16 protein-coding genes are annotated in these 17,677 nt (G+C 67.0%); 2 read left to right on the plus strand and 14 right to left on the minus strand.

From position 1 onward, the window contains the following. Window positions 1–291: 291 nt before the first annotated feature. The 5 genes from ACSFA7_RS16520 to ACSFA7_RS16540 form a co-directional block, all read right to left on the minus strand. A complete protein-coding gene (locus tag ACSFA7_RS16520; protein WP_435500383.1) occupies window positions 292–1,803 on the minus strand; it encodes a tripartite tricarboxylate transporter permease in 1,512 nt (503 codons plus the stop codon). A gap of 12 nt (window positions 1,804–1,815) precedes the next feature. Then, complete coding sequence (locus tag ACSFA7_RS16525; RefSeq protein ID WP_206176753.1) at window positions 1,816–2,304, minus strand: tripartite tricarboxylate transporter TctB family protein; 489 nt, start codon at window positions 2,302–2,304, stop codon at window positions 1,816–1,818. Window positions 2,305–2,529: 225 nt separating this feature from the next. After that, on the minus strand, window positions 2,530–2,952 hold the full coding sequence (locus ACSFA7_RS16530; protein ID WP_206176754.1) for an RNA recognition motif domain-containing protein: 423 nt from the start codon (window positions 2,950–2,952) through the stop codon (window positions 2,530–2,532). 182 nt (window positions 2,953–3,134) lie between these two features. Then, complete coding sequence (locus ACSFA7_RS16535; RefSeq protein WP_435500384.1) at window positions 3,135–3,371, minus strand: DUF3820 family protein; 237 nt, start codon at window positions 3,369–3,371, stop codon at window positions 3,135–3,137. Between the two features lie 8 nt (window positions 3,372–3,379). Then, window positions 3,380–3,757, minus strand: coding sequence for a translation initiation factor Sui1 (locus ACSFA7_RS16540; protein ID WP_435500385.1), 378 nt, complete (start codon window positions 3,755–3,757; stop codon window positions 3,380–3,382). 49 nt (window positions 3,758–3,806) lie between these two features. Here ACSFA7_RS16540 and ACSFA7_RS16545 point away from each other — a divergent pair, with 49 nt between their 5' ends. Further along, window positions 3,807–5,066 carry a DEAD/DEAH box helicase gene (locus ACSFA7_RS16545; protein ID WP_435500386.1) on the plus strand — a complete coding sequence of 420 codons (1,260 nt, stop codon included), beginning with the start codon at window positions 3,807–3,809 and terminating at the stop codon, window positions 5,064–5,066. Window positions 5,067–5,075: 9 nt separating this feature from the next. Here the strand turns inward: ACSFA7_RS16545 and ACSFA7_RS16550 are convergent, their stop codons facing one another. Genes ACSFA7_RS16550 through ACSFA7_RS16560 form a run of 3 tightly spaced genes read right to left on the minus strand, consistent with a single transcriptional unit; the run spans window position 5,076 to window position 9,193 of the window. Continuing rightward, window positions 5,076–6,476, minus strand: coding sequence for a dipeptidase (locus tag ACSFA7_RS16550; RefSeq protein WP_435500387.1), 1,401 nt, complete (start codon window positions 6,474–6,476; stop codon window positions 5,076–5,078). A 21-nt stretch (window positions 6,477–6,497) separates the two neighbouring features. Further along, window positions 6,498–8,162: a carboxylesterase/lipase family protein gene (locus ACSFA7_RS16555; RefSeq protein WP_435500388.1), complete on the minus strand. Its 1,665-nt coding sequence runs from the start codon at window positions 8,160–8,162 to the stop codon at window positions 6,498–6,500. A gap of 32 nt (window positions 8,163–8,194) precedes the next feature. Continuing rightward, window positions 8,195–9,193 (minus strand): tripartite tricarboxylate transporter substrate binding protein, encoded by a 999-nt coding sequence (locus tag ACSFA7_RS16560; RefSeq protein WP_435500389.1) that lies wholly within the window; start codon window positions 9,191–9,193, stop codon window positions 8,195–8,197. A gap of 98 nt (window positions 9,194–9,291) precedes the next feature. Here ACSFA7_RS16560 and ACSFA7_RS16565 point away from each other — a divergent pair, with 98 nt between their 5' ends. After that, window positions 9,292–10,218 carry a LysR family transcriptional regulator gene (locus tag ACSFA7_RS16565; RefSeq protein WP_435500390.1) on the plus strand — a complete coding sequence of 309 codons (927 nt, stop codon included), beginning with the start codon at window positions 9,292–9,294 and terminating at the stop codon, window positions 10,216–10,218. Window positions 10,219–10,248: 30 nt separating this feature from the next. Here ACSFA7_RS16565 and ACSFA7_RS16570 read toward each other — a convergent pair whose 3' ends face one another. The 6 genes from ACSFA7_RS16570 to ACSFA7_RS16595 form a co-directional block, all read right to left on the minus strand. Further along, window positions 10,249–10,551: a Dabb family protein gene (locus tag ACSFA7_RS16570; protein ID WP_435500391.1), complete on the minus strand. Its 303-nt coding sequence runs from the start codon at window positions 10,549–10,551 to the stop codon at window positions 10,249–10,251. 210 nt (window positions 10,552–10,761) lie between these two features. Continuing rightward, a complete protein-coding gene (locus ACSFA7_RS16575; RefSeq protein WP_435500392.1) occupies window positions 10,762–11,928 on the minus strand; it encodes an acyl-CoA dehydrogenase family protein in 1,167 nt (388 codons plus the stop codon). A 15-nt stretch (window positions 11,929–11,943) separates the two neighbouring features. Then, window positions 11,944–13,104 (minus strand): acyl-CoA dehydrogenase family protein, encoded by a 1,161-nt coding sequence (locus tag ACSFA7_RS16580; protein WP_435500393.1) that lies wholly within the window; start codon window positions 13,102–13,104, stop codon window positions 11,944–11,946. Window positions 13,105–13,127: 23 nt separating this feature from the next. Continuing rightward, entirely contained in the window at window positions 13,128–14,039 is a 912-nt protein-coding gene (locus ACSFA7_RS16585) for an SDR family oxidoreductase (RefSeq protein ID WP_435500394.1), read from the minus strand. A gap of 40 nt (window positions 14,040–14,079) precedes the next feature. Continuing rightward, window positions 14,080–16,032 (minus strand): acetyl/propionyl/methylcrotonyl-CoA carboxylase subunit alpha, encoded by a 1,953-nt coding sequence (locus ACSFA7_RS16590; RefSeq protein WP_435500395.1) that lies wholly within the window; start codon window positions 16,030–16,032, stop codon window positions 14,080–14,082. After that, window positions 16,029–17,639 carry an acyl-CoA carboxylase subunit beta gene (locus ACSFA7_RS16595; protein ID WP_435500396.1) on the minus strand — a complete coding sequence of 537 codons (1,611 nt, stop codon included), beginning with the start codon at window positions 17,637–17,639 and terminating at the stop codon, window positions 16,029–16,031. The genes ACSFA7_RS16590 and ACSFA7_RS16595 overlap by 4 nt, the downstream gene beginning before the upstream one ends. Window positions 17,640–17,677 lie beyond the last annotated feature (38 nt).

Genomic DNA, 17,677 nt, shown 5'->3' on the forward strand with positions numbered 1-17,677 from the left:
CCGAGGGTCCGAGGAGACAACTTCCCCTTCAAAAAGAAAAATCCTTCAAGGCTCCGTACGAGATGCCACTTCGAACTTGAAAGGCGCCGCTGGTCGGCGCCTTTTTTATGCCCGCTCGCCGGGTGATGAAGGTCGATTTCTACCTGGCTGAATCCGCGGATTGCGTACGCCCAGTGGATGATTGGTGCTACTTATTTGGTAGCAACCTGACACTGGAAGCCGGCACCAGATAAAAAAGCCCCCGCACTTTCATGCAGGGGCTTTCTCGTTCCAGGGAACGTGGGCGGTTGCCTATTCCTCGACGAAGGCTTCCTCGCGTTTTGCCTTGATGGACGGCAGCAGCACGATGCACAACAACAGTGCTGCAGCCACCAGCAACCCGGCCGACAGCGGCCGCGTGACGAACACGCTCCACGCACCGCGCGAGAGCAGCAACGCGCGCCGGAGGTTCTCTTCCATCATCGGCCCGAGGATGAAGCCCAGGAGCAGCGGGGCCGGCTCGGTGCGCAGCTTCAGGAACAGGTAGCCGACGAAGCCGAAGATCGCGACCATCCACACGTCGAAGGTGTTGTTGTTGGTCGAGTACACGCCGATCGCGCAGAACAGCACGATGGCGGGGAACAGGAACTTGTAGGGCACCGTCAAGAGCTTGATCCACATGCCGATCAGCGGCAGGTTCAGGATGATCAGCATCGCGTTGCCGATCCACATCGAGGCGATCAGGCCCCAGAAGAGCTCCGGATTGCTCGTCATCACCTGCGGGCCGGGCTGGATGTTGTGGATCGTCATCGCGCCCACCATCAGCGCCATCACGGCGTTGGGCGGAATGCCCAGCGTCAGCAGCGGAATGAAGGAAGTCTGCGCGCCGGCGTTGTTGGCCGACTCGGGCGATGCCACGCCGCGGATGTTGCCCTTGCCGAAGGGCACTTCGCCGGGGCGCATCTTGATCTTCTTCTCCAGCGCATAGGCCGCGAAGGCCGCCAGCAGCGCACCGCCGCCGGGCAGGATGCCCAGCGCGGAGCCCAGCGCCGTGCCGCGCAGCACCGCGGGCGTCATGCGCTTGAAGTCGTCCTTGGTGGGCCACAGGCCCTTGACCTTGTGCGTGAAGACTTCGCGCTCGTCATCGGGCTGCGAGAGGTTGCCGATGATTTCGCCGTAGCCGAACACGCCCATGGCGATCACCACGAAGCCGATGCCGTCGGTGAGCTCGGGAATGTCGAAGCTGAAGCGAGCGACACCCGAGTTGACGTCGGTACCCACGATGCCGAGCAGGAGGCCCAGCACGATCATTGCCACCGCCTTCAGGAGCGAACCCGAAGCGAGCACCACGGCGCCGATCAGGCCGAGCGTCATCAGCGAGAAGTACTCGGCCGGGCCGAACTTGAAGGCCAGTTCGGTCAGCGGCGGCGCGAAGGCCGCCAGGATCAGCGTGCCGATGCAGCCCGCGAAGAACGAGCCCAGGCCCGCGGCCGCGAGTGCGGGGCCTGCGCGGCCCTGCCTTGCCATCTGGTAGCCGTCGATGCAGGTGACCACCGAGGACGACTCCCCGGGCAGGTTCACCAAAATGGCGGTCGTGGAGCCGCCGTACTGCGCGCCGTAGTAGATGCCGGCCAGCATGATCAGCGCCGACACGGGCGGCAGCGCGTACGTGGCGGGCAGCAGCATCGCGATGGTCGCGACCGGGCCGATGCCCGGGAGCACGCCGATCAGCGTGCCCAATATGCAGCCCAGCAGGCAATACAGCAGGTTGGTGAAGGTGAAGGCAACGCCGAAACCGATGGAAAGGTTGTGGATCAGGTCCATGGGGTTCTCTCCTCAGCCCGAAATGAAAGTGGGCCAGACCTGGATCTGGAGCTTGAGCGCCCAGATGAAGGCCACGTAGCTGCCGGCCGCCAGGATGGTGGAGAGCACGAGCACGTCGCGCAGCTTGAACTGCTCGCCGGCCATGCTGGAGATGATCGTGAGCGCGTAGATCGCGATGATCATTCCCATCGCCGGCAGGCCGATGCTGGGCAGGCCGCCCAGCAGGATGCCGAATGCGAGGTTGGCACCGAGCACGAAGGCCAGCGGCTTCCAGGCCCATTTGCCGATCTTGTCGCCATCGGTGGTTTCCACCACCATGGCCTGGAACATGATGACCACCCCGAGGATGGCCAGCAGGATGCCCAGCATGAGCGGGAAGTACCCGGGCCCCATGCGGGCGCCGTTCCCGACGGTGTAGGTGGTGGCGCCTATCGCGAAGGCACCCCCTACGGTGGTGAACATGACTCCTGAAAAGAAGTCCGCCTGACTCTTGATCTTCATTGCCTCGACCCTCTGTTTTGGAGGAGTGAGGGTCGTCGTCCGCGGCTGACCGTTGGCTGACCGCTTCGGTAAGGACAAATGCTTACGCCAGGATTAGGGTTCTCCCCGGAGCGATGTCTGAGGCCCGGCGAAGCCGGTTCTTCTGTGCCCCGGAAACGAAAAAAGCTCCCGAAGGAGCTTTTCATTCATTCAGAGAGCCGGGGCTCCCTGAGTGTGGATGAGGGCTTAGTAGCCGCCGCGACCACCGCCGCCGCCGCCGTAACCGCCGCCGCCACCGCCGCTACGGCCACCGCCGCCGCCGCCGTAACCACCGCCGCCGCCACCACCACCGTAGCCGCCGCCGCCACCACCAGCGCCGCCGCCGTAGCCGCCACCACCGCCGGTGCGGGGAGGACGAGCTTCCATCGGACGGGCTTCGTTCACCGTCAGGGCGCGGCCCTGGAGCGAATGGCCGTTCATGGCTTCAATGGCTGCGAGTGCTTCAGCATCCGAACCCATTTCGACAAAGCCGAAGCCCTTCGAACGGCCGGTGTCGCGTTCCATCATGACCTTGGCGCTGACGATCGAGCCGAACTCGCCGAAAGCTTGTTCCAGATCGTTGTCACGCACGGAGTAGGCGAGGTTGCCTACGTAGAGTTTCTTGCCCATGGAGGGACTCCTAATTCAAACCAACAAAACAAAGCGATGGAGTCCCAGAATCACAACAAACAAGTGCGCTGTGGCGCGAAACTGACCGATCACCGAATTACGTGCACGGGAGACAACAAAGCTCACAGACACGTGGGGCGAATTATCCCGGTCCTTTGCAAAAAAGCGTGGGAAATCGTGTGTTATTGAGAAACATCCTGGCGTGACGGGCGGTTTCGCAACGGTTTGAGCAGGTCTGAGAGGCCGTTGTGGTCTATTTCATGCATCAAATGGAGCAGCCGGCCGATTTCTCCCGAGGGAAAACCCTCGCGTGCGAACCAAGTCAGGTAATTTCCGGGCAAATCGGCGATCAGCGTGCCCTTGTGCTTGCCAAAAGGCATTTCGAGGGTGACGAGGCGCTGCAGGTCTTCGGGTTTCATGGGTTGCTTCAGCCCCCGGCGCGCTTGACGGTGTGGCCCTGCTTCACGAGGGCCGCGATCACCAGTTCGCGGTGATCGCCCTGGATCTCGATGGTGCCGTCCTTCACCGTGCCACCCGAGCCGCAGGCCGTTTTCAGCTGCTTGCCCACCGCCGCGAGCGCCGCGGCGTCCAGGGCGAGGCCCTTCACCACGGTCACGCCCTTGCCTTTGCGGCCCTTGGTCTCGTGCGATACACGCACAATGCCGTCCGTGGCCGGCGCACGCGCCTTCTCGAGTTCCTTGCAGCGGCATTGCGCCATCGGCGCACGGCAATCGGGGCACATGCGGCCGCCCGCCTCGGTGGAATACACCAGCGCGCTGGCCTGATTGCTTTTCGTCGTCGCCATTCGATCCATCTCTTCCGTATCCGGGTTTCTCTTTTCTCTGTCTGCTCACATGCCATTCGACTCACTGGGCCTGGCCCCCGCGCTCGTGCAGGCCGCCGCCGAAAGCGGCTATGCCGCGCCGACCGCCATCCAGGCCGCGGCCATTCCCGCAATTTTGCAGGGCCGCGATGTGCGCGGCTCGGCGCAGACCGGCTCCGGCAAGACCGCCGCATTTTCCCTGCCGCTGCTGCAGCGCCTGGCCGCCGAATCCGCGTCATCGCCGCGCCGCGTGCGCGCCTTGGTGCTCGTGCCCACGCGCGAACTCGCAGCGCAAGTTGGCGAGACGATGCGTAGCCTCGCGCAGCACCTGCTCGAACGCCTCAAGATCGCCATCGCCTTCGGCGGCGTCTCGATCAACCCGCAGATGATGAGCCTGCGCGGCGGCGCCGACATCGTCGTCGCCACGCCCGGCCGGCTGCTCGACCTGGTCGAGCACAACGCGCTCAAGCTCGGCGCGGTGTCGATGCTGGTGCTCGACGAGGCCGACCGCCTGTTCGATCTCGGCTTTGCCGAAGAGCTCGGCCGCATCCTCGCGCTGCTGCCGGCCCAGCGCCAGAACCTGCTTTTTTCCGCCACCTTCCCGCCCGCCATCCAGTCGCTGGCCGACGGCATGCTGCGCGACCCGGCCGTCATCGACGTGCAGGGTGAGCCGGGTGCCGAGCCGAACATCGTGCAGCGCGTGATCGAGGTCGATGCGAACCGCCGCACGCAGCTCCTGCGCCATCTCTTGAAAGAGAACGAGTGGGAGCGCGTGCTGGTGTTCGTCGCCACGCAGCATTCGGCGCAGATCGTGGCCGAGAAGCTCTACAAGAACGGCGTCTACGCGGTGCCCTTCCACGGTGACATCGCGCAGGGCACGCGCACCGGCATCCTCGCGCAGTTCAAGGAGAGCCGGTGGGACGTGGTGATCGCCACCGACCTCGCGGCGCGCGGCATCGACATCGCGCAGCTCCCCGTGGTCATCAACTACGACCTGCCGCGCTCGCCTACCGACTACATCCACCGCATCGGCCGAACGGGCCGGGCGGGCGAGAGCGGACTGGCGATCAGCTTCGTGAGCGCATCGACCGAGGCGCACTTCCGCCTGATCGAAAAGCGCCAGGGCCTGAGCCTGCCGCGCGAGCGCATCGAAGGGTTCGAGCCGACCGAGGTGGCCGTGCCGCTCGTCGATGCATCGGGCACGGGTGGCATCAAGGGCAAGCGGCCGAGCAAGAAGGACAAGCTGCGCGCAGCCGCGCAGCAGGCCAAGGGCGCGGCCGGCGACGAGTAGCGCTGAAAGCTAGCTGCCGTGAAACGACGCCGGCGGATGCTTCGCCAGCTCGCACAGCAGCAGCGTCCAGGCCCGCGCACCTTGCTGGATCGACGCCAGCCTGAAGAACTCGTTCGGTGCATGCACGTCTTCATCGGGCAGGTTGAAGCCGAACATCAGCGTGTCGATGCCCAGCATCTCCTTGAAGATCGATGTGATCGGCACACTCGCGCCGAGCCGCACGTGAATGGCCTGGCGGCCGGTCTCGCGTTCGAGCACGGCTTCGGCAGCGCGCACCAGCGGGTGGCCGGGTGCCAAGGTCGAGGCAGGCGAGCCGTCGTTCATCGCCACCACGTCCAGCGCACAGCCCGCGGGGCACTGCGCTTGCAGATGGCGCAGCACCGCGCGGATGACCGAGGCCGGATCCTGCCCCGCGACCACGCGCGTCGTGAGCTTGGCTGTCGCCTCGCAAGGCACGATGGTCTTGCCGCCGTCGCCCGTGTAGCCGCCCCACAGGCCGTTGACGTCGAGGGCCGGGCGCAGCGTGATGCGCTCGCGCGCGGTGTATTCGGGCTCGCCGTGCGCGCTGCCGCCGACGTCTGAAAAGAACGCAGCTTCGTCGTACGGAAACGCGGCAGTGTCGGCACGCTGCCTTGCGCTGAGTGGCATCGCGCCCTCGTAGAAACCTTCCACCGCCACGCCGCCATCGGCGCGGTGCAGCGATGCGACCAGCCGTGCCATCTCGTGCAGCGCATTGCGCACGCCACCGCCGTAGCGGCCGGAGTGCAGGTCCTTGGCGGCCGTCCGCAGGCGCACTTCGAGCTGCGCGTTGCCGCGCGCGCCGGTGTTGATCGTCGGCACGCTGGCGCTCGCGCGGCCGCCGTCGGCCGACAGCACCGCATCGGCCTGCAGCAGGTCGCGATGGCGTTCGACGAGCGTTCGGAGCGAGGGGCTGCCCGTCTCCTCTTCCCCTTCGAGGAACACCTTGATGTTGACGGGGCACCCGCCCTGCGCCGCGAGGAAGGCCGCGACCACTTCGAGCGCAATGGTCGTCGAGCCCTTCACGTCCGAGGTGCCGCGCCCGTAGAGCCGGCCCTCCACCTCCGTCGGCTCGAAGGGCGGCGTGTGCCACTGGTCGATGGGGTCGGCGGGCTGCACGTCGTAGTGGCCGTAGACCATCAGCGTGGGCTTGCCCGGCGCACCGCGCCATTCGCCGTACACGGCGGGCTCGCCGTCGCCGTCCAGCAGGCGAACGTCGGCGAGGCCGATCTGCTGCAGCCTCTCGACCAGGAAGCTGCGCGCGTCGTGCATGCCGGCTGCGAACGACGCGTCCGCGCTGACGCTCGGAATGCAGAGGAAACGCTTGAGCCACGCCACGATCTCTTCCTGGCGGGATGCGAGGTGATCGATGACTGTTTGTGATTCGTTCATGGGATGCCGTCGTGTCTCGTATCAGTACTGCGGGGGGAACACGTCCGGTCCCCACAGCGTGTCGCACCTGTGCGTGTGCTCGAACGCGTTGCTCGATGTCTTGATCGCGGGGTAGGTGAAATCGATCAGGGCGCGGTCGGCCGAGCCCATGAAGCGCGGCCAGCGCGTCGCGATGTTGCGGCCATCACCATTCGGATCGCCGTTCTTCGCGAAGTTGAGGAGGTACGCGATCATCTGCGTGGAGAGCGCCTTGCGCTGCGCGGCCGTCTCCGCATCGGGCGTTGCGCCTGCCTGATCGAAGTAGGGATACGTGTCGAGCGCATCGGTCGTGCCGGTCAGGTAGAAGCTGTCCATGCCGTGCGCGGTGCCGTAGTAGAAGGCCGTCGGATTCGCGGGAAACGACAGCTGCGGATCGGTCAGCTCCCAGCCATACACCGGCACCCACGCCGACAGCGCATCGCGGCGGGCGCTGTTGCCGCAGGCGTACATCGCATCGCCGATGGCCCGCGCCACGCCTTGCGCGGGCACCGCGTAATTGGAGATCGGATACGCCGCTTCGATCGCGCTGGTGTCGAAGCCGGCCGGTGCCAGTCCGCGCAGGTAGAAGGGGTAGACCGCCGCGCTCAGCTTCGTGTCGACGAAGAGCGTGCCTTCATCGTAGACGCCGCCAATCATCACCGGCACCTGGTTGAAGTTGCCGGTGAGGAAGGCGCGCGATGGCACTTGCGTGAGGATCTGCGCGTCCACCGTCGGCCGCCACTTGAGCGTGCCCTGAGCGAGCAACGCCGAGACCGGCAATGCCCGCAGGCAGGCGACCACGTCGGCCGCGTTGCTGCAGCCGAGGTTCGCCACGGCGGTGTCGCCCACTGCGAGCGCGCTTTCCATGCTCGGGTTCGAATACTCCGCACCGCCGCCGCTTTGCATCACGGCCCTGTGGAACAGTCCCTTGGCCTTGGGCGACTGCAGCAACGAGAAGCTCTGCGTCGCGCCCGCCGAAGTGCCCCAGAGCGTGACGTTGCCGGCATCGCCGCCGAAGGCCGCGATGTTCCGCTGCACCCAGCCGAGCGCGGCGAGCTGGTCCATCACCGCGAAGTTGCCGAGGCTGCCGTCCCTGTTCGCGGTGCGCAGCGCCTTGTTCGCGAGGTAGCCGAGCGCGCCGAGCCGGTAGTTGAAGCTCACGACGACCACGCCCTGCTTCGCCAGCGGGCTCGGGCCCATGGCGCCCGAGCCGAGCGTGAAGGCGCCGCCGTGGATGTAGAAGACCACCGGCAGCCTGTCGCCGGGCTTCGCACCCGCGGGCTTCCACACGTTCAGGTAGAGGCAGTCTTCGGACGACGACGGCTCCGCGCCGGGCGCCTGTGCGCAGGCGCTGCCGAATGCCGTGGCCTTCAGCGTGTCGGCATGGGTGGATGGCGCTTGCGGCGGCGCCCAGCGCAATGTGCCGACCGGCGGCTGCGCATAGGGGATGCCGAGGAAGGAGACGAAATCGGCCGTGGCGTTGCCCGCGACCTTGCCTTCGGTCGTCGTCGCGATGGCAGGGTCCGGCGTCGCTGCGGGCGCAGGGCCTGCCGCCGACGGAGGCAATGGCGTGAAGCCCGGGCTGCTGCCGCCACCACCGCCGCAGGCGGACAGCGACAGCGCGATGAGTAGGGCGAGGCAATGTCTCGTGGATGGTGTCGTTGTCATGGATGCACCTCTTGTCGGGATCGAACGTCGGTTCACTGCGACTCGTAGCCGATGGACTTGACGAGTTCGCGATACCGGGCGACTTCGGCCGCATAGAACTTCTCTCCCGCCTCGAGGCTCATCGGCTCGAACACGGTCTTGGCCTGCGACTCGAGCTGCGCACGCGCATGGGGATTCCGCAGCGAAGCGGCGATCGCAGCGTTGAGCTTTTCCGCAATCGGCCGCGATGTGCCCTTGCGGACCATGTACGAGGTCCAGATGCCGAACTCGAAGCCCTTGAGCGCCTTGCTGTCGGCGCTCGACTGCACCGTGTCGAACGGCGGCGGCAGGTTGTTCTTGCCCGACAGCGAGCCGACGACCCGCAGCCGGCCCTGCCGCGCGTAGTCCGCATAGAAGGCCTGGTAGGGCATGAAGGCGAAGTCGATCTGCCCGCCGATCAGGTCCTGGATCAGCGGCGCGCCGCCCTTGTAGGGCACATGGGTCGCCGGTGCGCCGATGCGCTTGGAGAACAGCTCGCCCAGCAGGTGGTACAGCGTGCCGGGGCCGGTCGAGCCGTAGGTGAGCGGCGCCTCCTTGCGCGAACGCGCGAGCTCGACCAGTTCGTCGAGCGAATGAACCGGCAGCTTGCTGCTGACCACGATCACCAGCGGCGAGGTGGCCACCGGCGCGATCCACTGGAAGTCTTCCGGCTTGTACCGGACGGCCTTGTTGACCAGCCCCGAAAGAATCAGCTCGCTGGGCGAGCCCTGGAACAGGAAGTAGCCGTCGGCCGGCGCTGCCAGCACCTTGCCGGCGGCGATGGCACCGCTCGCGCCGCCGAGGTTCTCCACGATCACCTGCCCGCCGAGTTCCTTGCCGACCAGGTCGCTGAGCGCCCGCGCGGTGAAGTCACTGGCGGCGCCCGCCGGGTAGGGGACCATCATCGCGATCACCTTCGAGGGGTAAGGCACCTGCGCCATCGCGGCCGTGCCGCCACCGAAGAAAACCGCCCCTGCAAAGCCTGCACAGAGCCATTGACCGAACCGATTCATGGGGTGTCCTGGGTTCAAAAGTAGTACGCGGTGGATGCTAGGAATGAGGGTTTCATCTGTCCAATGCATTGTTTTTGTCATTACCATGAGGTTGACTCATGAACCTCCAACAACTCGACCACTTGCTGGCGCTCGCCGAAACGGGCTCATTCAGCCGTGCCTCCGAGAGGGTGCACCTCACGCAGCCGGCCCTGAGCCGCAGCATCCAGATGCTCGAGCAGGAGCTGGGCATGCAGCTGGTCGACCGCGTCGGCAAGCGCAACGAACTCACGCCGTTCGGCGCGATGGTGCTGGCGCGCGCCAAGCGCATCTCGGCAGAGGCGCATGAACTCAAACGCGCCGCGGCGCTGCTCGCCGAAGGGCAGGCCGGCTCGGTGCGGCTGGGTTTCGGCGCGGCGCCGAGCGCGTTGTTCTCGGCACCGCTCCTGATCCACATGCTGCGCAACCACCCGCGCGTGGGCGTGCAGTTGCACGGCGGCGGGCCGGAGCTTCAACTCGCCGCGCTGCGCGCGCGGGCCATCGACGCCGTGGTGCTCACCTACCGCGCGGTGTCACCCAGGGAAGACCTGCACATCGATGTGCTGCCGACGATGCGCTCGGGCTTCGTCTGCCGGCGCGGGCATCCGTTGCTGCAGCAGGGCGCATCGGTGGTGCGCTTCGGCGACCTCACGCGGTATCCGGTGATCTCGACGATGGTGAGCGACGACGTGGCGCGGCTCCTCGTCGAGCGCTACGGCAGCGAGGCGAGCCCGCAGCGCTGGCTGCATGTGTCGTCGGAAGAAATCGGCGCGCTGATCGAAGCCGTGCGCAACACCGATGCGGTGTTTCTCGGTGTGCTCGCCGCCACGCGTGCGCTGCTCGACAGCGGCGAACTGGTGGAGCTGAAGGTGGAGCCGGCCGCGGGGCTGAATGCGCAATTCGCTTTCGTCACGCTCCAAGGGCGAACCGAAGCGCCTGCGCTGCAGCTGGTGCGTTCGTTCTGCGTGAGTCTCGCGCAGGCTGAATCGGAAGCGGCCCGCGGCTAATTGCTCATTCCGCTGCTTCACTCCACCGAGTTACTCCGTCGCGTAGTCGACCTGGTGCCGCGCGATCCGCAGGTCGCCCAACTCCTCGCGCACACGCAGATGCGCAGGATGCGTCGCATAGCCGTCGAGCGATGCCTGGCTGTCGAACTCGCTGTAGAGCACCACGTCGCAGGCGTAGGCGATGCGGCTCGAATCGACACCCACCTCGATGTGCAGCAGCCCGGGAATCTGGTCACGCAGCGATTCGAACTTGCGCTTGAGCAACTGCGTGGCCTTCGCCTTCTCTTCCGACGAATCGCCGCGCAGGTCCCACATCACGATGTGCTTGAACATGGATGGTGCTCGCTCGCTCATTTGGCGGAACCAGGCTTGTCGAGGAGATGAAAAACAAAGATCACGCGGGCTCCTGCCGGATGCAGATGAAGGGGCGCCGGAACGACCGCCCCGGTGTGCGGTCGATGGTAAGCAGGCCCCGCGCGAAAGGCCATGCTTCGCGCACCTCGCCGATGAAGAACAGTTTTCCGTTGGCGGAAAGGCGGGGCTCTACAGCCAACCGAGCTGCCGCGCCGCCAGCTCTTTCATGATCTCCTCGGCCCCGCCGCCAATCATCATCACCTTCACCTCGCGGTAGATGCGCTCACTCACCGTGCCGCGCATGAAGCCCATGCCGCCGAGGATCTGCACCGCCTGGTCGGCGCAGAACTGCAGGGTCTGCGTCGCATGGTTCTTGAGCATGCAGACCTGCGCGACCCATTCGGGCGCGTTGAAGCGGCCGGCCGCTTCGTGCGCGTCGCCTTCGGCGGACACGGCCTCGAGCCACGCCTCGGTGGAGGCGATGCGCATCTGCATGTCCACCAGCTTGTGGCGTACCGCCTGGTGCTCGATGAGCGCGGCGCCGAAGGCCTTGCGCTCGCGCGACCAGGCCAGCGCCTCGTCGAGGCAGGCCTCTGCGAAGCCGAGCGCACCGGCCGCGAGGCCGATGCGCTCGCCGTTGAAGTTGCTCATGATGATGCGGAAGCCCGCACCTTCATCCCCGAGCAGATAGCGCGTCGGCACGCGCACGTTGTCGAAGTGCAGCGTCGCGGTGTCGGAGCACAGCCAGCCCATCTTCGCGAGGCGTGTGCGCGTGAGGCCGGCCGAACTGCCGGGCACGAGCAGCATCGAGACGCCGCCCGCACCGCGCCCTTCGCCGGTGCGCACGGCCACGGTGATCCAGTCGGCGCGCATGCCCGAGGTGATGAAGGTCTTCTCGCCGTTCAGCACGTAGTGGTCGCCATCGCGTTTTGCTGTCGTACGCAACGCCGCCACGTCGGAGCCACCGCCGGGCTCGGTGATCGCGAGCGCCGCGATCTTCTCGCCGCGCAGCACCGCGGGCACGACCTCGTTGCGGACGTCATCGCTCGCATGCAGCACCACCGGCGGCAGGCCGATGTTGTGCGAGAACAGGCTCGCGAGCACGCCGCCGCTCTTGCCGTGGCGCGCGAGCGCGATCCATGCGGGGAGCTTGAGCGAATACGAGGCTGGCGTGCCGCCAAATGCTTCGGGATAGCCGAGGCCGAGCAGGCCGAGTTCGGCGGCGCGTGCATAGAGCGCGCGCGGAAATTCGCCCGTGTCGTCCCACGCCTGCACGTTCGGCGCGATCTCGCTTTCGGCGAAGCGCCGCACCGTGTCGGCGAGTGCCGCGCGGTCGGCTTGAAGTTCTGCATCCATGCGAGGCCGCTTTCCTCAGCCGCGCGGCGGCCGCTTGGCGATGCCCATCGTCTTCGCGAGGATGCCCAGCATCACTTCGTCCGCGCCGCCGCCGATCGAGCCGAGCCGCCCGTCGCGGTACAGACGCGACACGCGGTTCTCCAGCGTGAAGCCCATGCCGCCCCAGAACTGGAGGCAGGTGTCGGACACCTGCCGCGTGAGCCGCCCGGTCTTGAGCTTGGCCATCGAGGCGAGTTCGAGCACGTCCTCGCCCTGCACATGCAGGTCGCAAGCGCGGTAGGTGAGGGCGCGCAGCGCTTCCACCTCGGTCTTGAGTTCGGCCAGCTTGAACTGCACCCATTGCTGGTCGGCCAGCGTGCCGCCGAACATGTGGCGCTGCTGCGCCCATTCGATGGTCTGCGCGATGCAGTCTTCCATCGGCTCGAGCGAGCTGGCGGCCGCCCAGAGGCGCTCTTCCTGGAACTGCTGCATCTGGTAGACGAAGCCCTGGCCCTCCTCGCCGATGCGAAAGCGCTGCGGCACGCGCACGTTGTCGAAGTAGATGAGCCCGGTGTCGCTCGAGTTCATGCCGATCTTGCGGATCTTCTTGGCCTTCTCGATGCCCGGAAGGTTCATCGGCACCATCACGAGCGACTTGTTGCGGTGCACCGGGCCGTCGCTGGTGTTGACGAGCATGCACATCCAGTCGGCCTGCAGGCTGTTGGTGATCCACATCTTCTGGCCGCTGATGAGGTAGTCGTCGCCGTCCTTGCGCGCATGGCTCTTGAGGCCCGCCACGTCGCTGCCCGCGCCGGGCTCGCTCACGCCGATGCAGCCGACCCTGTCGCCGGCGATGGCGGGTGCGAGGAATTCACGGCGCAGTTCGTCGCTGCCGAAGCGCGCGAGCGCGGGCGTGCACATGTCGGTCTGAACGCCGATCGCCATCGGCACGCCGCCGCAGCTGATGTGGCCGAGCGCCTCGGCCATCGCCATCGCATACGAGTAGTCGAGGCCGGCGCCGCCGAAGGCTTCGGGCTTGTTCAGACCCAGCATTCCGAGGTTGCCGAGCTTCTTGAAGACCTCGTGCGCGGGGAAGATCTCGGCCTCTTCCCATTCGTCGACGTGCGGGTTGATTTCCTCGTCGATGAAGCGGCGCAGCGTCTTCTGGATTTCGAGGTGTTCATGGGTGTACTGCATGTCGCTTGTCTCCGATCAAACAATCAGTCGTTCGTTTCTTTGTCCTGGAACACGCGCGGCGTCTGCGCCAGGTGGAAGCCGTCGAAAGGCCGCACCGCCGGGCGCTGTTGCGCCGCTGCATCCGGCAACGCCATCGGCCAGCCCATGCGCACCTGCGGCCGCGCGCCGTCCACGCGCAGCACGCTGCCGCTGATGAAGCTCGCCGCGGGGCTCAGCAGGAAGGCGATGGCGGCGGAGGTCTCGGCCTCGTTGCCGAAGCGGCCCGCGGGTACGGTCTTGCGCATGGCGCGCAGCATGTCGCCGGCCTCGGGCGGGTAGTGGTCCATGCCGCTCGAGGCGATGTAGCCCGGCGCCACGGCGTTCACCCGCACGCCGCTCGCGGCCCATTCGAGCGCAGCCGTCTCGGTGAAACTCACCATGCCCGCGCGCGCGGCGCCGCTGTGGCCCATGTTGGGCATCGAGCCCCACATGTCGGCCACGATGTTGACGATGGCACCGCCGTTGGCCTGCATGCTCTGCACGAAGCATTCGCGCGCGACGAGGAAGCCGCCCGTGAGGTTGGTGTGGATCACCGCCTCCCAGCCCTTGGCCGAGATCGCGGCGAGCGGCGTGATGTACTGGCCGCCGGCGTTGTTGACGAGACCGTCGATGCGGCCGTGTGCGGCGACGACCTCGGCAATCGCCGCGCGCACGGCTTCTTCCTGGCGGATGTCGAAGGCTTGAATGCTCGCTTTGCCGCCGGCCTTTGCGATCTCGGCTTGCACCTGCTGCAGCTTCTCGGTGTTGCGCCCGACGAGCACGACCTGCGCGCCGAGCGATGCGAGTTCATGCGCGGTGCAGCGGCCGATGCCCGAACCGCCGCCGGTGACGACGATCACCTGCCCGTCGAACAGGCCGGGCGAGAACACGGAACGGTAGCGAGAGGGGACGTTCATGCGAAAGGCTTTCAGAAAATCGGGAAGACAGTGGATCGCGTCATGCGTCGGCAATCTCCGCCACCACATGGCGTGCTGCCACCTGCGCGCCCACTGCGACATGCAGCGCGGCGACACGGCCGGCGCGCGGCGCGCAGTGCACGTGCTCCATCTTCATCGCTTCGAGCGTGAGGAGCGGCTGGCCGGCGGCGACCGTGTCGCCCTCGGCGGCCAGCAGCGCGATGACGCGGCCGTTCATCGAGGCGCGCAGCAGGCCGTCGCCGCCTGCGGCACCGGCACGCGGCACTGCCACATGCGTGAGATTCTCGAGTTCGAAGGACTGGCCGCGGAAGTGAATCCAGAGGCGAGTGGCGGACTCGCGCACCGACATGGCTTGCTCGGAAACACCGCTGCACGAGAAGCGCACAACACCGTCACCGGGCAGCGCAAGCAGTTCGATGCGCTCAGGCGCAGCTGCATCGAGTGCGACATCGAAACGGCCTCTGCCCTGCGGCGTCACGCGCGCCGCATGCACCTTGCCGTTGAGGGAGAAGCGCAGGGCATTGGGCAGCGCGTGCGCGAGCGTTGAAGGCCAGCCGCGTTCGCCGAGTTGCAAAAGCAGCGTGGCGAGCAATGCGGCGCTGCGCTCCGTGGCGGTGTCGAGCGCGAGCAGCGCATTGGCGTGCTCCGCGATGAATGCTGTCGTCGTCGCGCCTTCGGCGAACACCAGATGTGACAGCGCTCGCTGCAGAAACTGCTGGTTGGTCGCGATGCCGAGCGCCACGGTGTCCTGCAGGCCTGCGATGAGACGCTGCCTTGCTTCGTCGCGGGTGCGGCCGTGCGACACCAGCTTGGCGATCATCGAATCGTAGAACGGCGGCACCGCTGCGCCATCGCGCAATGCATGCTCGGTGCGCAGGGCCGGCGACGGCCGCCACGCTGCGAGCGTGCCGCTCTGTGGCATGAAGCCTTGCTGCGCGTCTTCGGCGCACAAGCGCACTTCGATCGCGTGGCCGCGCATGCGCACGTCTTGCTGCGCAAGCGGCAGCAATTCACCGGCGGCGACGCGCAACTGCAGTTCAACCAGGTCGAGCCCGGTCACCGCCTCGGTCACCGGATGCTCCACCTGCAGCCGCGTGTTCATTTCCATGAACCAGTACTGGCCCTCGGCATCGAGCAGGAATTCGAGCGTGCCCGCGCCTTCGTATGCGATGGCTTTTGCCGCTGCAACGGCGGTCGCTCCCATGCGTTCGCGCAATTCAGTCGACACGGCCGGCGAGGGCGACTCTTCGATCACCTTCTGATGCCGCCGCTGCACCGAGCAGTCGCGCTCGCCGAGGTGGATGGCATTGCCGTGCCGGTCGGCGAACACCTGGATCTCGATGTGGCGCGGCGCGACGATCGCGCGCTCCAGGATCACGGTCGCATCGCCGAAGGCGTTGAGTGCTTCGGACTGCGCGCTCTGCAGCAGCTCGGCAAAGGCCGGGGCCGATGGCACGAGCCGCATGCCGCGCCCGCCGCCGCCGGCGGTCGCCTTGATCATCACGGGCCAGCCGATGCGCTCGGCTTCGGTTGCCAGCGTGGACTGGCTCTGGTCTTCGCCCTGGTAGCCGGGAATGCACGGCACGCCGGCCGCTTGCATCAATCGCTTCGCGCCGGCCTTGTCGCCCATCGCACGGATGGCTTCGGGAGAGGGACCGATGAAGACCAGGCCCGCGTCGCGGCAGGCCTGCGCGAACCCGGCGTTCTCGGCGAGAAAGCCGTAGCCGGGATGCACGGCCTGCGCGCCGCTCGAACGCGCGGCGTCGATGATGGCGGCGATGTTCAGGTAGCTCTGCGCGGGCAGCGATTCGCCGATCCACACCGACTGGTCGGCTTGCCGCACATGCTCCGCATCGGCGTCGGCGCTCGAATACACGGCCACCGTGCGATAGCCCATGGCGCGTGCGGTGCGCATCACGCGGACCGCGATTTCTCCGCGGTTGGCGACAAGGATCTTGTTGAATCCGCTCATGGCCGCGCCACCGAGAACTGCATCGCCTGCGGCACGCGCGCATCTGCATCGCGGCACACAGCCAGCACTTCGGCCAGCACCGCGCGCGTGTCGCGCGGATCGATCACGCCGTCGTCCAGCAGCATCGCGCTGGTGGTGAACACGCTCATCTGCCGGTCGAAGCGCTCGACGATCTGCTGCTGCATCGCATCGATCTTCGCGGTGTCGACCGCGCCCTTGCGCGCCATGCCGGCCTCCATGACGATGGCCATGGTCTTCGCAGCCTGTTCGCCGCCCATCACCGCGGTGCGCGCGTTGGGCCACGAGAAGCAGAAGCGCGGCGCGAAGCCGCGCCCGCACATGCCGTAGTTGCCCGCGCCGTAGGAGGCGCCGCAGTACAGCGTGATCTGCGGCACCGTGGCGTTGGTCACGGCCTGGATCATTTTCGCGCCGTGCTTGATGATGCCGGCCTCCTCGTGCGCGCGGCCCACCATGTAGCCGGTGATGTTCTGCAGGTAGACGATGGGCGTGCGCGACTGGCAGCACGCCTGGATGAAGTGCGTGGCCTTTGTTGCACCGCCTGCGTCGATGGGGCCGTTGTTGGTGACAATGCCCACCGCATGCCCTTCGAGCCGGATGTGGCCGCAGACGGTGGCGCTGCCGTAGTGCTCGCTGAACTCGAGGAACTCGGAGCCGTCTGCGATGCGCGCGATGACTTCGCGCATGTCGACCGGCCGGCGTCCGTCGCTGGGCATGATGCCCAGCAGGTCTTCGGCGTCGTAGCGCGGCGGCGTGAAGGCGCGCGGTGCTTCGTCGCGGGCCCAGTCGATGCCGCCGAGGATCGAGCGCGCGATGCGGATGGCGTCGCGGTCGTCTTCGGCAAGGTAGTCGCCCAGGCCCGAGATGTGGGTGTGCATCACGGCGCCGCCGAGTTCTTCTTCGGTGGCGATCTCGCCAGTGGCGGCTTTCAGCAGCGGCGGTCCGGCGAGAAAGGCCCGCGTGCGGTCGCGCACCATCACGATGTAGTCCGACAGGCCCGTCTGGTAGGCGCCGCCCGCGGTGGAGGAGCCGTGCGTCACCGTCACCACCGGCAGCCCCGCGGCCGAGAGGCGCGCGAGGTTGCGGAAGATGCTGCCGCCGCGCACGAAGTCCTGCACGCGGTACTGCATGAGGTTGGCACCGGCGCTTTCGACCAGCTGCACGTAGGGCAGCTTGTTCTCGAGTGCGATCTCCTGCACGCGCAGTTGCTTCTCCAGGCCCATGGGCTGAAGCGCGCCGGCGTCGATGCCGGAGTCGGAGGCGCTCACCATGCAGCGCACGCCCGCGACCTGGCCGATGCCCGAGATCAGCCCGCCGCCGGGCACGCTCTTCGAGAGATCGGGGTTGTCATGGCCGAGGCCCGCGAGCGAGGCCAGCGGCAGGAAGGGCGCGCCGGTGTCCAGCAGCAGTGCGACACGTTCGCGCGGCAGCAGCTGGCCGCGCTTGGCAAAGCGCTCGGCCGAGGCGCCCGAGGCCGCCGCGGCGCGGGCCTCGTGTGCGCGCACCTGACCGAGCAGCGCGAGCATGCCGGTGCGGTTGGCCTGGAAGGTGTCGCTGGCCGATGACAGCCGGGATTCGATGACGGGCATGGGGTCTGTGCAGCTCGCTGGTTTTTTCGCTCTGCACA

The organism is Variovorax trehalosi (assembly GCF_051216415.1).
Classification (GTDB): Bacteria; Pseudomonadota; Gammaproteobacteria; order Burkholderiales; family Burkholderiaceae_C; genus Variovorax.